The sequence below is a fragment of the Ignavibacteriota bacterium genome (assembly GCA_016716225.1).
Classification (GTDB): Bacteria; Bacteroidota; Ignavibacteria; order Ignavibacteriales; family Melioribacteraceae.
Window position 1 is genome coordinate 2,036,430 of sequence record JADJWT010000001.1, and the last position, 15,363, is coordinate 2,051,792.

The window sequence follows — 15,363 nt, forward strand, 5'->3', positions numbered from 1 at the left end:
AAATGAAAAAAATATTGTTTGCATTTTTTTTTGAATATTTAACTTTTATACAAATAATTTATTGTGAAAATTATTTGGGAGGCACAAAAGGTTCTAACACTTTATTACACTGGAATTCCCAGAGCATACATTATAGAGTAGATTTAAATGGTGCTGTTGATAATGGTTTAGACTATAATGCCACTCGTAACCTCATTAATGCAGGATATTCCACTTGGGAAAATGTCTCATCAAGTACAGTTACATTTATAGATGATGGCTCTGTAACTGGGAATAGATCTCCATCCGATGGAATTAATGGTCATTATTGGATTTATCCACCCGATGCTCTATTTAATATAAATGGGATTTTTTATGACGATCCCAATACACCTAATAATGAAGCAGCTTCAGCTCTTACAATTATTGAAGACAATAATTATATTATAACAGATGTTGATATTGTTTACAATGGAAATAAAGAATGGTTAGGCAATAATCATTTAATATGGTGGAATGAAGTTCAGTCTGTTGCTATACATGAAATAGGCCATTCTTTAGGAATTGCACATGCAGACATTGGATTAAACCCAATTCCAGTAATGACAAAATCTTGTTTGCCATCAAGTGATAGACGAACTTTGAAATTTGATGATATTGATGCTGTTTCTTTTTTATACGGGGGCAATTTAATAACAAACGAAACATTTTCTGATACTGATTATTATAATTGGAATTTAACAGTAATGCCTGGTGTTACTTTAACAATAAATTCTGGTACAACATTAAATTTTAACAATAATGCGTCATTAACAATAAATGGTATTTTGGATGTAAATGGTGCAACTTCCAGCAAAGTGAATTTTAATTTCATCGCGCAAAGCTCAAGTCCAACAAATGGGATTAAAGTAAATTCATCGGGTTCAGTTGATATTCAACATGCAAATATTTATAATGCAAGATATGGTGTTTATTCAAATCAAAGCGATGTAAATATAAATAATAGTAATATTCACCATTGTTTCTATGGTTTATATTTTCTAAATACAAATACTGCTTCTTCAAATCCAATTGTAACAAATACCTATATTCAAAATAACACAAATTATGGTATTTACTTGTATAGGTCATCACCCACAATAGATAATAATAAAATAGAAAGTAACGGCTCAAAGGGAATTTATGCAGAGACCTATAGTGATCCGGAAATAACAAAAAAACACAATTAGATCAAACATCAATGATGCCATTTATGGATATTTATATAGTGATTTAGATTTTTATAAAAGCGGCGGTGGTAAAAATTTAATAACAAATAATTCAGGTGGTATAAAGATCGCCTATGGTTCAACAACTTATTCGAGCGCAATACCTAGTCCTGGTCCAGGTTATAATAGTATCTACTCTAATACCGGTTATGAGGTTTCTGCAATTAGCAGCAGCAATGCATCGATGATGACAAATTATTGGGGAGCTTCTTCACCGCCCGCAGGAGAATTTTATGCAGATGGAACAAGCAGTTATAACAACACTTACTATTTTTCCAGTGATAACGGAGCTGGTTCAACATTACCAAAAACAGTATTTAACGAAAATGATATAAATCTTGCTTATTCTTATATGGATGAGAAAAATTATGTAGAAGCAGAAAAGATATTCAAGAAAATAATTGAGGAAGAATTTAATCAGAATAATTCTGTTTATGCAACTATTGGTCTTAGTAAGTGTTATGATAAATCGAATAAAAAAGGATTTAAAGAATACTTAAAAAATAATGTTCAAAATAAAATACAAGATAAGAATGATAGCAAACTTACAATCAGTCTCGAATTAGATGCTTATTGGTCAGAAAAGGAAGGTAATTATTCAGAGGCAATAGAAACATATAATAAACTTCAAAATGAATTTATTGATAATAAAGAAGTCTGGTCAAATGCAAAAATGAATGAAGCTTTGATTTACTTAGACAGACTTGGTGATAAGAAAAAAGCAGAAGCATTATTTTCAGAATTGTTAAGCAAAAATAACGATGAGCATGTTTCGCAATTTATTAACACATGTTTAACTGAATTTAATACAGCAAATATTGTTAACAAGAAACTATTTGAAAATAAAGAAGACGAAAGCAATAATAATGAAATTGTGTTAGATTCTTACGAACTACTGGGCAATTTTCCAAATCCATTTAATCCAACAACAAAGATAAAATACAATATACCATATAATTCTCAAATTGGAATAAGAATTTACGATATAATGGGTAAAGAAATTAAGAGTTTTAATGATATTTCAAATACTTCCGGTGTTTACGAACTTGAGTGGAATGGAACAAATAATTATGGTGAACAAGTCTCAAGCGGAATTTATCTAATGAAATTTAATGCAAATTCTATTGAAGGAAATAATAAGAACTTTTCAAAAACGTTAAAACTTATGCTATTAAAGTAAAACTCGTTAAAATTATTCTATGCTACCATGAAATTAAATGTGGTAGCATAGAACTTAATATTTTTTGATAAATCATTTTTTTAAAATACCCCATAGAAACCTAGTAACTACAATTAGTATCTCTTTCAATAGTTTAGAACATATTGACTTTGTTTTCACTATTTGAGATATCACTTAAAGAACCTTAATAATCGGTGCTCTCTTGCTACATCAAATTGGAACAATTAAAAAGTTATCATTAAATAAAATTTATTTTAATAAAGAATTTAATTTGATCATATAATGTGAATTAAATGCTAAGGAAAGGATAAAACATCATTTTAAGCGCTAAAATTTAGGTTATACTCAACAATTATTTAATAAAGGTCTTATCCTCAACAAAAATAAATGTGGCTTAAAATCAAAAAAAAACGGCATTAAAACGATTTTATCTATTGTAGCTTTTTCATTTACTAATTATATTATTTTAATTGGAATAAAAATTAATTCTTTAATTAACTATTTAATGATTCTAAACAATCAATTAAAATGGTTATAAAATGAATGTCAAAGATACATATGGCTCAAAAGCCACATTAGAATTAATTAAAAACATTGTTTTAGAAAATAATGAAATTGCACTAAATTATTTTTTATCCAATCGAAAAGTTATTGCTTATAATAATAAACGTATCCTCCTCCCGGAATTCCTCAAAAAACTAAGAGACAATAATTTCTATGCAATAATTACTATATCACGCAATGAACAACATTTGGAAGAAAAATTAGATTTAACCTATAACCGAACATTGCAAAAGTTTTCCGTATTGCAAACGAATCAAGAAAAAATAGAAGGGCCGTACTGCAATAATCAATACCAAGAACTGCTAAATCAAATATTGGAATATCAAAAGCAAAAAAAGGAAGCAACTCAGATTGATGTAGAACTTAAAATAGAAGAACTTCTGAAAAGAATGATTATTAGACATATTAAATATTCTTGGCTGGAAGTATGCCGAATGTCAAATAGACTGTATCAGAGATACAGATGGGAGTTACAAACTGGAACAATTGAACTAAAAAAACCACAAGGAATAGATGGACGGGATTTCACTGAGTGGCTAAATAAAAATATTAAAGATCCAAATCCATTGCAAAAAAATGAAAAATACCGGGTTCAAAAAGAAATAGACGATTGGTTCGGACATTATGTAGAAGTTGATTATTCAGACGTAGAAAACTATCCTAGTAAAAATGAAAATATTTATTCGGAATCAGAAAAGTATCCGGAAAACTTTACAGAACTAATTGCGGACGAAAAATCAAAAACAGCGGATCAGCAGAGACCAGCAATCAGAAATCTTGGTCCAATGAAAATAAAATCACTTGTCATAAGAATTTTAGAAGACATTTTATATGAAAAGAAAAGCGATATAAAAATCGCACAAGAATTTGGAATAACAAAAGCAACTTATAGCAGATTTGCCGGAAGTGATTGGAAAAAGAATGAAGGCGGGGAAGTGCCGGATCTTTGGAAAAATATCGCCAAAATAATAATGCAAAATCCGATACTTACAGAACTTACATTTTCCTTGGGAATAAAAACAGCAGTAAATAGAATTTTAGAAATGAGGACTTAGGTTAAATTATGAGTAATAATAATTTATATTTTATACCGATTTTAATAAATGCAATGGAAAAGGAAAATCAACAAGAAGCAATTAAAAAAGCATTAATTGAGATACAAAACTTAGGCAAGCAAGACAGTTATAAAGAAGGATATCAGCAGTTCAATCAATTTCTTTTAAGCGGTTATGATCAAAATAAGAATATTACAGATTCAGATTTAAGAGAGTTAGTTGTAAAAATAGTCACAAACGAAATTGAATTATCAGAAACGGATAGAGAAACAATACTTAATAAAATTAAAACAGAAAATAAATTAGAATATGAGAAAATATTTGAAGTATTTAAAAATAAAGACGCAATTGAGATTGAGATTTATAAAGACGGACAGTTATTTAATCAAATAACAATAGATGAAAAAATAAAAGAATATAACATTACCAATATAGAACCCGGAGACTATGACATCAAATTATCTAACGGAAGAATATTACTAAAAGAACAATTAACTAACGAACAATTGGTATTAGATATTGAAGGACAAAAGTTCAAATATAATTTAGCCGCAGAAACTGACGAAATTGAAAAACAACCAAGTCTAGTTTTTGAACTAATAAAAGATGAAGTAAAATTGGAAGTCTACGCCGGATTAGAATACGGAAAATTTAAAATTCGAATAGAATAGAAATGAATGATTATATTGAACCGGAATCGATAGGCAGAGTTAATACAGTCTTAGTTGCCAATGAAGGGAAGGCAATTATTACATCCATAATTACTGGCATAATAGAAACAAATCTAAGTGAAAGAATAAAATTCACTGGATTAGTTGAATTTGATCCAAAAATACAAAACCACATAATACAAATTATAATACCGCACTTAGATGATATTCTTCAAAAATTCGGAATAGAAAAACAAACATATTCGTTATCGGTAAAAAATATTAGTGCAACATCTTCGAGTGATACTGAGTTTGCAATAAACGGATACTCAGCCGATACACCAATATTCTTAGCATTGCTATCAGCTTCATTAAAATTAAAAATTGACAATCAAACTGTAATTACCGGGCATATATCATCAGAAAAAGGAGATATATCCCAAGTCAAAGGACTTGCAGAAAAACTTGAAACAGTAGTATTTGAAAATAAATATAAGAATTTTATATACCCGGCAATGGATGGGGACAATTCATTAAAAATATTAAAACCAAAAGAATACGATACGTCCAACTCAAAACTAAGAAAGGAAAGAACAAATATAAATCTAATCGAAGTAAAAAATACATTTGAACTAATTCAAAAAGCAGTCGCAACAGAATCAATAGTTAATAGTTCTCTTGATATGAATTATTTCGAAAAACAAAAAATAACGGGCGAAGGATATTCAGATCAAATATTTAATTACCTAGTTGAAGAAAACAATAAAAGATTCTGGAAAGTAATTGAAGAGTTGATGTTAACAAAAAAAATAAATCAAGTACATCATTTGATAAATAAATACATAGACTATTTTATAAATAATAAAAAGTATCCCAATAATTTTGGAGTACAACTAAATAATATTATCAGATCGTTACCTTTATCGACAAAAAAGATGGCGAAACTATTTCCAATAGTACCTAAATCAAAATACTTGGAACTCATACAGTACGCAGATGAAAATGAATACGAAGACATAACAAAATTTCATGAAATAGCTTTTTACGATAAAATAAAAACTAATTCATTGGTGAATAATTTAGATGAAAATTGGACTAAGGAAAAAAGAGAAAAACAAATAATAGATTACATACTTGAAAAAATAAACCCATATAACATTGACACAAATCTATTATCAAAAATAGATGAAGCAAGGGCAAAATATACATTAGACAAAAATCAAGTTGAAACATATGAAGAACTAATTGAAACGATAAGCAGTTTTTACCTTTTTATATTAAAAGAAACCAATAATTCAAATATGAATATCGATGAAGAAAAACTTCAAATTGAAGCACTTAATTTATTCCGGAAAACATATAAGTACAAACATGAATATCAACAGGCAATTGTAAACGCATTAAATGGATTTGAAGGAGGGATCAGAACTATACTTGATGATATTACAAAGTATATTAAAACAGATACGAAAGAAAATTATGTAAACGCAGTGATAAATGAAATTGATCCCACAAATTATGAAATCAAAAAATCTTTAATACAAGAAATAATGAGTAGGGAAAAAGGTGATTTAAAAATCGACAAAGAATTACTAATCTCGGATAAATATATTGATGATTATATTGAAATAATCAGAACATATTCACAAAGCAAAGAACAATTAAACAAAATATTTGCAAGATTATAAAAGGAGGATGAAGTGAGCATCTTAAAAAATATTCTTGAAGAATTAGACGAAACATATATACTGGAACATGTAACTAAAAAACACGACGAAGCAAGAATACAATACCGGATATCAAGCATAACCGTACCAAACGACATCACATTTGATAACTTAATTGCAGATTATTATAACTATCATTTCACAAAATGCATATCAAACGGGGGATCATTACCAAGAGCAGAATCAGCCGGACGGGCAAAAGAAATAATAGAAAAACAATATAAAAGAAAAGGACTTGATAAACTCAATGCATATTCCGATGGAAGAACCGGAATGAACGGAGGCATGAGACTAATACTGGATATCATTATGGAAGCGATGAAAGAAGAAGCAGTCGAAAGACATTTCAGAGATGTAATAGACAAATACATTGCACCCAGCAGTTGGAATGAACAAGTAGAAATTATTAAAGAAATATTAAAAAAAATAAATGACTCACCTTATTTGGATAGAAATAATCCGGAAAGATATGCCAGAAACTATGAAGAACTGATAAGATTACTAGTAGAACAAATTAAAACAGAATCAAGATTATTTAGAAGAATGTAAAAATGATGAAATTAAAAATATTATTAAATGAAATTGAATATGGCAATAAATGGAAAACCTATGAATTAAAAATCGAAGAAGTAATTTCAAATTACAATCTGCGCGAAAATACTGTAAAAACATATGCTGAATATAGAAAACTGCTCGCAAATTTTATGAAACAAATATGGGCAGCTTTCTTTGATAACCCAAATTCAATAAATCATATTGATGAAGGTATTTTAATAAATAAAGCATTAGAAACTCTAAAAAATACTTATCACGATGATACAGATTTAGTAGTATTTAAAATAATGAATACCGGAGCAGAAGGAGGAGTATATCAAGTATTAAAAACTCTGGCAAAAAATTGGATAAATAATTTATATAATCAACACATTAGATTAAAGGTCAATGAATTTGTGGAAAAGCTGACTTGGCAAGAAAGAGAAACCACGGCAAGCGAATACTTGAATGAATTCAAAGATATACTTCCAAGCAATTATGTAAATGATCCATTGCAAGTTGCAATATCATTAAAAAATATTCTGATTGAACATCCCAAAATGATTAAACGTTTAAATGAATTATCAAATTTAAATTCTTAAAACCCGCACTGCAACAAAGACATTCAAAACACCACAATTACTTGAAAAAAACTAATTTTCAAATGTCAATTGAACGAACGATAATAAATAGATCACAAGCTAATAGTATTTCAACAATAGCAAAAAGTATAATAAGTATTGAAGCAGAAAAAGGCTGTTCACCAATAATTTATAACTATCCGGTTGAATTAGAACCAACATATCTAAATCCAATAAATTGGACAAATGAAAATCAAATACATAACAATAAAAATTATAAGAAATTAGAAAATCATTCCTCAAATGAATATGAAAGTTTTAATTGCTGGATATCAAAAGAACATGCACCAGATTGGATAAAAGCAGAAAGATTTATAAAATTATTAAACACCATTGAAAAAAGAATTTGTTTTGAGATAAATGGAAACAAAGAAAAAATCAATATTACTTTACATACTTCAAGAAATGATTCCGAAATACTAAAACTTGCAATAATGTCCGAATATCCAAATTGCATCATTACTCAAAACGAAGAAAATAAAAAACAATTTGGAAATATGTATTTCCGAGATTATTACCCGCAACCGCCTTATCATCATTTATTTACAAGACCAAGTGAAATAGTAAATTCACCTTACGATACGTATATATATGCGCTTACAAATTTGCCAAATGAAATAAAAGGATTTCTGCAAATATTATTTATACCGGTTAAAACGATTGGCATCAAAATGTAGAAATACTTAATGATCTGGAATTCATGAGCAAGACAATAAATGATCCTAGATCATATCAACGTATTAAGCAGCAGTTACCTTCGGGCGACATTAGAAATATGGCTCGTGATATAGAAACAAAAGCGCATAATGACAAACCATTCTTTTCAGTTTCAATCAGAGTTGGAGTAACAACAGAATATGATAATTTTAATTTAAGCGGATTAACATCTTTTATGAATTTATTTCAACACGGAGGAAACAAACTCAACTACATAACACAAAATGAATATTTAGAAAAAATTGATAACAAACAAATTATAGATATGATTGAAAATAATTTGACATATCGCTCCGGATTTCTATTAAACTCTTCAGAACTATCCGGCTTGGTACATATTCCAGCAATCAGTCATTTCACAGATAAAAACATTTATATGGATTATTTGGCAAATATTGAAACAATACCAATAGAAAAAGAACAAGAAGAAGGAATAATAATTGGTTACAGCAAATACTCAAATAAAGAAATTCCGGTAAGAATAACAGATCAAATAAGAAAAACCGGAATACATATAATCGGCAGATCCGGAAGTGGAAAAAGCACACTAATGGAAAATCTAATACTGCAAGATATTGACAACAATATTGGAATTGCACTAATTGATCCGCACGGCGATACAATACAGAGAATATTATCTCTTATTCCGGAAAATAAAATCGAATCAACAATTTATATCGACTTCGGAAATACAGAATTTATCCCCATTTGGAATCCCCTAAAGAGAATAAATAATCAAAGTATCGGCAGAACAGCAGACGATTTACTTGCTTCATTTAAAAGTATAATTAAAACCAATATGTGGGGACATAGACTTGAACATCTGTTAAGAAACGGATTTAACGGATTACTGCACATAGAAGATTCAACATTATTTGATCTTCTTATAATATTTGAACAATCAAGAAACATGAGCAGAGAAAAAGAATATTAACCGACATAATTAAAAATGCAGTTGAAAATGAGGTAGCAAAGCGATTTTGGCAAAAAGATTTTCCAAGTTATAAACGGGACGATTTTGCACCATCACACCACAAATTAAGTATGCTGTTAAACTCAGATGAATCAGTTTCATTAATGCTCTCACAACCAGACAACCAAATAAATTTTAACGAGATAATTAAACAAAATAAAATATTACTGCTTGATCTATCAAATGTAGGACCGGATACAAGAAAGATATTAGGATCATATTTGCTGTCAACTTTACATAATTATTCAATTTCAAGAAATAATATAGATATGAATAACAGAAATCCATTTAGTATTTATTGCGATGAAGCCCATAAATTCACACCGGATACATTGGAAGACATGATAACCGATGCTCGTAAATTTGGAATAAATCTAACTTTTGCACATCAATTTCTCAATCAATTCAATACGGATCAAAGAGATGCGTTATTAAGTATGGGTTCATCCATAATATTTAATGTAGATTTATTTGATGCAAAAAACCTCACAAACAATTTACAATCAAAAGTAGAAGTAAAAGATATCCTAACGTTAAAGACTGGTGAAGCATTCTCAAGAATCGGAACACAAATAATAAAATTCGAGACTAATAAACCAAAACAAATACTTGACGAAAATTTTAAAAATGAAATAATCAAAAAATCCATTGAAAAATATTACAAACCAATAAGTACAGTTAAGAAAATTGTCAATGAAAGATTAAAGAGATTCGGAATAGACATAGAACCAATCAAAATAAATGAAGAATTAGAATTAGATAAATCAGACTTTAAATTTGAATATGATGAATTTGACTGAAATACTACAACTTCTGGATGAAGATTTAATTAAACAAAAAATTGATAAACCAATCGATGAAATATTCAACCAAGTTTATTCAATAACTGAGCAAGTAAATTCACAAAGGAAACTAAAAAGAATAATTTATTTCTTAATCCGGAAATTAAAGAAGAATAAAATAATTTTAACAACGAATAGTCAATACTCGGATTTAGTATGGTTCTTAAACCAATATTATTCGCTAGATGGTTCGCTAGGTTATGAAAGAGCAATCTTTGACATAAATAATTACAAAAAAGAAGGGATATTTCTAATACTCGAAACAACATCAGAATCACTCAAAAAAGAAGAAAAAGAAAAATATTTACAATGGATTTACACAACAAAAATAGAACAAACTAACTGGGAATCTAAACTTATAATTGTAGAACAAATAAATAAAACTTCACAAATTTCTTCAGAACCAAATAGCCTAACTAACATTCAAAAAGCATTATATCTAAAAGAAATAATTCAACAACAACTTGAAACAAATCAATCCATAAAATCATTGTTGAAGCCTAAATCGTTTTAACAGTGAAACGATTTAGAAATAGTAACCACAAATCAATAAAACAATTGATTAAAATGATTGATAACAAAAAATTATCGGACAAAGAAAAAATAAGATTATTCTTTTCACTCTTCCATGGATTAGAAAGTGTATATGGTACATACAGTACACAAAGTGGAAAACACTGGCAGATCAAAGGGAAAGTTACAGAAAAGGTAATCGAAAACCATCTGAAGGGAAAACAACCATATGGATTCTACCCACTTATTGGTGAAAAAACTTCTGTTGCAGTTGCAGACTTTGATAATCTCGATCCAAGACCACCTATCGAGTTCATTAAAAAAGCGGAACACTATGGATTATTTGCATATCTGGAAAAAAGCAAATCAAAAGGATATCATGTTTGGTTGTTCTTTCCTAAGGATGGAGTAAATGCTAAAAAAGTAAGGCAAGTTATAAAATTTATTCTAAAAGAAATTAATTCAATAAATACAGAAGTTTTTCCAAAACAAGATTCAATCACAGATAGCGGATCATTTGGAAATTTTATTAATGCACCATTATTTGGAAAACAAATTTCAAAGAATAAAACATTTTTTATTGAACCAAACTATTCCTTAAAACCTTTCCAAGATCAATGGGAATTTCTAAACTCAATCAAAATAAACACAGAACAATTATTAGACTCAATAATATCTAACAATGATATAAAAGAAGAGAGTAAAGCAAAAGGATCAGTTAAAAGTAAATATGTAAATTCAAAATTCGGATTACCAATTTGTGCGAAGAAAATATTACGAGATGGAGTTACATATGATCAAAGAATCGCTTGTTTCAGATTGGCAATAAACCTCAAAAGAATAGGAACTTCAAAGGAACAAATAATAGAAATACTAAATTCATGGAAGCAAAGAAATAAACCAATAAATGGAAAAAGAATAATCACAAAGAAAGAAATAATAGAACAAGTCAAATGGGCATTTTCAAAAGATTACAAAGGTTATGGATGTGAAGTACCAATAATAAAATGTTTCTGCGATTCAAAATGCAAAATAAATAAATGATAAAATTTAATTACATGTAAAATAATTTTGAAAATCAATAACTTAAATTGAAAATGGAAAATAAATTTGTTTTAATAGAAATCGATCAACTTTATGCTATCATAAAACAAGCAATTTTAGAAGTAATCAAGAAAAAAGATAATGAAGACCAGCAAAAAGAGATACTGAATTTTAAAGAAACATGCGAATTTTTAGGAATCCATCCATCAACATTGAACAAATGGAAAGCTCAAAACAAAATACCATATAAACGATTAGGGAAGAGAATTTTCTTTTGTAGAAAGGAAATAATAGATACCTTAAAAAAATCTAATTATCAAAAATTTTGAAGTAAAAAATTTATTTAACTTAGTGGCAATTTTTTTGGATAATACCTAAGTATTTTATCAAATTCACAAAAAATATTATAATACTTCAAGTGCTTCTCATAAAAATGCTAAACTCAACCAACAACTTTTTTTTACAATATATTATTAAGCATGACCAACTATTATAAATTTTGATAATTTCTTTTTGAAAAAAGATCTGGATTTATATTATACTTATATACTTATAATGAGTGATAATTAATACTTTATAACTTATTTAAAATTATAATTAAAAATATTTAAAAATAATTTGATTAAATAACTAATTTTTTGTATAATTCAATCGGATAAGATTTCTAGAACCGTATAGAGATTCATACTCCAGATCCTTTTACACTAGTACATTGTCTTTACCACAAACCACCTTATCCAAAGTTACATATCTTAATTTTGTGGGAGTAGTACTTAAATGAAAGCTCTGAGTGGAATTACATTTACAAGTTTAATACTTACCCTCATTATTGTATATCTATTACAACCACTTAATGCAGGTGCTGTTGCAGTTGTATTTTTAATCACCTTAAGTTTTGTAACTCTTTTTTTTAAAGCTCTACATTTATTATTTAAATTCAAATCAACTGGGAATAAAAATGTCAATAAAAAATAGACTGATCGTTTTGCAATTTTTTATCCTTTTTCTTTATAGTTGTGGGGGATCGGTTTACTTGCCAGTTAGAGATTTTCTAAAATCAGATGAAGATCCTCAAGAAGGGTTTGGCGCTTATGGATACCTTTTATTTACACATCGTCCTATTGATTCTGAAAAAGAAAGATACTCCATAATCTGTAATTCATTCTTTTCAGAGATCATTGATATGAATGAATATTCTGAATATGACATCTCAAAATTTATGGTGACATTCTGGTTGATAAAAGATTCAAAAGATTTAACATCGAAAAATAATAATTGTGAAGAATATATTAGTAATTATGATTTTGCTAGAGCACAAGTAATTGCATCTAGTATTAATAGAAATAGTGTTGAAGGTCCTATCTTGGTTGCTTGGACATTACCTTTTTTATTGAACAATAATAAATCAGCACAACTAATTCTTGATATGTCAAATTTCTCCAATGAAGATATTTCTAGAGCATTTAGAATATGGAAAGATAGAATAACTCAAAATCCTGAAGTCTGGAATGACGGATTTGTAATGCAAATAATAGTAGAGGAATTTAGGAGTTTAATTCAAAAATATGGTCAAACATTTATTAATATTTTTAATTGAGGACAAAAGTTGCTTACACCTTTTTCTAAATCTATTTTATTAGAATTTAACGAAATTAAAATATTTTACGGAGTCACAATGAAATTTGAGACTAAAAAATACCAGAAAAATATGATTACCTCGCTCCAGATAATTCCGAAATAAGATTATTACCAAACGTTAAAGGTGGGGGTTTATGTCATTGCACACTTCCCTCTGGAAATATGATCAAGTTATTAATATATTATAACTTGGACATTGGCTAATAATAATATTCTTACAAATTACTACTACCTAAAACATTCTGCAGTAGTATAAAAAGATTTGTGTAAATGGTTAATAAAGAAGTTTAATTAAATGCCACTCTACTCAGCGGGATAAACTCCGCGAAACAGCACTTAATTGATTGAAAATTATTACTAATTTATTATCATAATCCGAAAGGAGATTACACAATGGAACCTGCCTACCGCAGACAGGCTCACCGAAAAAATGATCGAGCGACTTAAAGATGATCTGTCTAAAACCAAAACTTATGATGATCTGATGTGCAAAGATGGAGTAATAAAAAAACTTATTGCACAGTCTTTAGAACAAATGTTAGAAAGTGAATTAACCGAACACTTAGTTTATAAAAAATATTCACCAACTGGTAAAAACAACGGTAATTACAGAAATGGCAAAATTCATAAATCTCTCAAAAACGATCCGTTAGCTAACGGATGGTGAAATTGAGATTTCTGTTCCAAGAGATCGCAATGGTGAATTTGATCCAATAATTGTTAAAAAGTATGAGAAAACAATTGGACCAATTGAAAATAAAATTATTTCCATGTATGAATAAGGAATGACAACTCGAGATATACAATCACATATAATTGAGCTTTATGGAATCGATATTAGTCCTACTTTGGTTTCAAATATTACTGATAAAATTGTTGTGCTCGCAGAACAATGGCAGAGCAGACCACTTGAGAAAATTTACCCTATTGTTTTCTTTGATGCAATTCATTACAAAGTAAGAGATGAATCAAAGAAAGTAATATCAAAGGCAGCATACACTTGTTTAGCAGTTGATATTGAAGGACATTAGGATTTACTTGGTTTATGGGTTGGAGAAGCAGAAGGAGCTAACTTCTGGTGAAGTGTTTTAACAGAACTTAAGAATCGTGGGGTTGAAGATATTTTCATTGCTTCGATTGACGGCTTGAAAGGTTTTCCCGAAGCCATAAATTCTGTTTTCCCAAAAGCTGAAATCCAGTTATGTGTTATTCACCAAACCTGCTTGCAGCAGGCAAGTAAGAAATACTCTAAAGTATGTTGCATCTAAAGATCAAAAACATTTTATGTTAGAACTTAAAGAAGTTTACAAAGCTCCAACTGAAGAAGCTGCTTTGTTAAATCTTGATATCTTAGAAAATAATTGGGCTAACAAATACTCCCTTGTTATTAGGTCTTGGAAAAACAACCAGAATAATATATCTACTTTTTTCAAATATCCACAAGAAATTGAAACTGTAATTTATACTACAAATGCGGTTGTAACTGTGCACCGGCAGTTCAGAAAAGTAACAAAAAATAGAGCTCTTTTTCCAAATGTCGATGCTCTTAAAAAAATGTTATACTTAGCTTATAGAGATTTATCTAAAAAATGGACACTACCCATCCAAAACTGGACTCTTATTCTTTCTAATTTTTCTGATTATTTTAAGGAAAGATTTGATGAGTATTAGTAACTTAAAATCCCATTTACACAAATTATTTTACAAATTCAAAAAATCAAAACTCAGTATTACTACTGATTTTATTTAAAATTAATTTATTTATTTTCATTTCCATAGACGATAAGATAAATATCCTTATTCTAATTAACACCATATATTTAATTGTTTTGAACAACAATAATGTAATTTACATGGCGAAGCTACAAGTTATAATGAGATTGTAAGTTAATAAATATTAAAAAGTTAAATCAATCTTAAACGTAAGTCTAAAATAGAAGCAAAGTTAAGGAAATAGTACAGAGACAAATATTGACATTTTTATTTCAAAAAAAAATGAGGTAATACAATGAAAATTAACTATGGTAGTTCAAAGGGA

At 28.4% G+C, this 15,363-nt stretch carries 14 protein-coding genes and 1 pseudogene; all 15 read left to right on the plus strand.

The genetic code is table 11. From position 1 onward, the window contains the following. Positions 1–2 precede the first annotated feature (2 nt). The 15 genes and pseudogenes from IPM32_08890 to IPM32_08960 all read left to right on the plus strand — a co-directional run bounded on the left by IPM32_08890 (position 3) and on the right by IPM32_08960 (position 14,996). Entirely contained in the window at positions 3–1,208 is a 1,206-nt protein-coding gene (locus IPM32_08890) for a right-handed parallel beta-helix repeat-containing protein (protein ID MBK8945371.1), read from the plus strand. Between the two features lie 223 nt (positions 1,209–1,431). After that, positions 1,432–2,427: a T9SS type A sorting domain-containing protein gene (locus IPM32_08895; protein MBK8945372.1), complete on the plus strand. Its 996-nt coding sequence runs from the start codon at positions 1,432–1,434 to the stop codon at positions 2,425–2,427. 539 nt (positions 2,428–2,966) lie between these two features. Further along, positions 2,967–4,046 carry a hypothetical protein gene (locus IPM32_08900; protein ID MBK8945373.1) on the plus strand — a complete coding sequence of 360 codons (1,080 nt, stop codon included), beginning with the start codon at positions 2,967–2,969 and terminating at the stop codon, positions 4,044–4,046. 8 nt (positions 4,047–4,054) lie between these two features. Beyond that, entirely contained in the window at positions 4,055–4,717 is a 663-nt protein-coding gene (locus tag IPM32_08905; protein MBK8945374.1) for a hypothetical protein, read from the plus strand. Positions 4,718–4,719: 2 nt separating this feature from the next. After that, complete coding sequence (locus tag IPM32_08910; protein ID MBK8945375.1) at positions 4,720–6,384, plus strand: hypothetical protein; 1,665 nt, start codon at positions 4,720–4,722, stop codon at positions 6,382–6,384. A gap of 12 nt (positions 6,385–6,396) precedes the next feature. Next, positions 6,397–6,972 carry a hypothetical protein gene (locus tag IPM32_08915; GenBank protein MBK8945376.1) on the plus strand — a complete coding sequence of 192 codons (576 nt, stop codon included), beginning with the start codon at positions 6,397–6,399 and terminating at the stop codon, positions 6,970–6,972. A gap of 2 nt (positions 6,973–6,974) precedes the next feature. Further along, positions 6,975–7,559 carry a hypothetical protein gene (locus IPM32_08920; protein ID MBK8945377.1) on the plus strand — a complete coding sequence of 195 codons (585 nt, stop codon included), beginning with the start codon at positions 6,975–6,977 and terminating at the stop codon, positions 7,557–7,559. 62 nt (positions 7,560–7,621) lie between these two features. After that, a complete protein-coding gene (locus tag IPM32_08925; GenBank protein MBK8945378.1) occupies positions 7,622–8,275 on the plus strand; it encodes a hypothetical protein in 654 nt (217 codons plus the stop codon). A gap of 23 nt (positions 8,276–8,298) precedes the next feature. Beyond that, positions 8,299–9,249, plus strand: coding sequence for a DUF87 domain-containing protein (locus tag IPM32_08930; protein ID MBK8945379.1), 951 nt, complete (start codon positions 8,299–8,301; stop codon positions 9,247–9,249). Positions 9,250–9,359: 110 nt separating this feature from the next. Further along, complete coding sequence (locus tag IPM32_08935; protein ID MBK8945380.1) at positions 9,360–10,088, plus strand: ATP-binding protein; 729 nt, start codon at positions 9,360–9,362, stop codon at positions 10,086–10,088. After that, positions 10,081–10,644 carry a hypothetical protein gene (locus IPM32_08940; GenBank protein ID MBK8945381.1) on the plus strand — a complete coding sequence of 188 codons (564 nt, stop codon included), beginning with the start codon at positions 10,081–10,083 and terminating at the stop codon, positions 10,642–10,644. Before IPM32_08935 ends, IPM32_08940 begins: the two co-directional genes overlap by 8 nt. Before the next feature lie 53 nt (positions 10,645–10,697). Next, positions 10,698–11,687 (plus strand): hypothetical protein, encoded by a 990-nt coding sequence (locus IPM32_08945; protein ID MBK8945382.1) that lies wholly within the window; start codon positions 10,698–10,700, stop codon positions 11,685–11,687. Positions 11,688–11,740: 53 nt separating this feature from the next. Continuing rightward, a complete protein-coding gene (locus tag IPM32_08950; GenBank protein MBK8945383.1) occupies positions 11,741–12,016 on the plus strand; it encodes a helix-turn-helix domain-containing protein in 276 nt (91 codons plus the stop codon). A 704-nt stretch (positions 12,017–12,720) separates the two neighbouring features. After that, entirely contained in the window at positions 12,721–13,284 is a 564-nt protein-coding gene (locus tag IPM32_08955; protein MBK8945384.1) for a hypothetical protein, read from the plus strand. Between the two features lie 471 nt (positions 13,285–13,755). Next, positions 13,756–14,996: pseudogene (locus tag IPM32_08960) on the plus strand (IS256 family transposase). Positions 14,997–15,363: the final 367 nt, after the last annotated feature.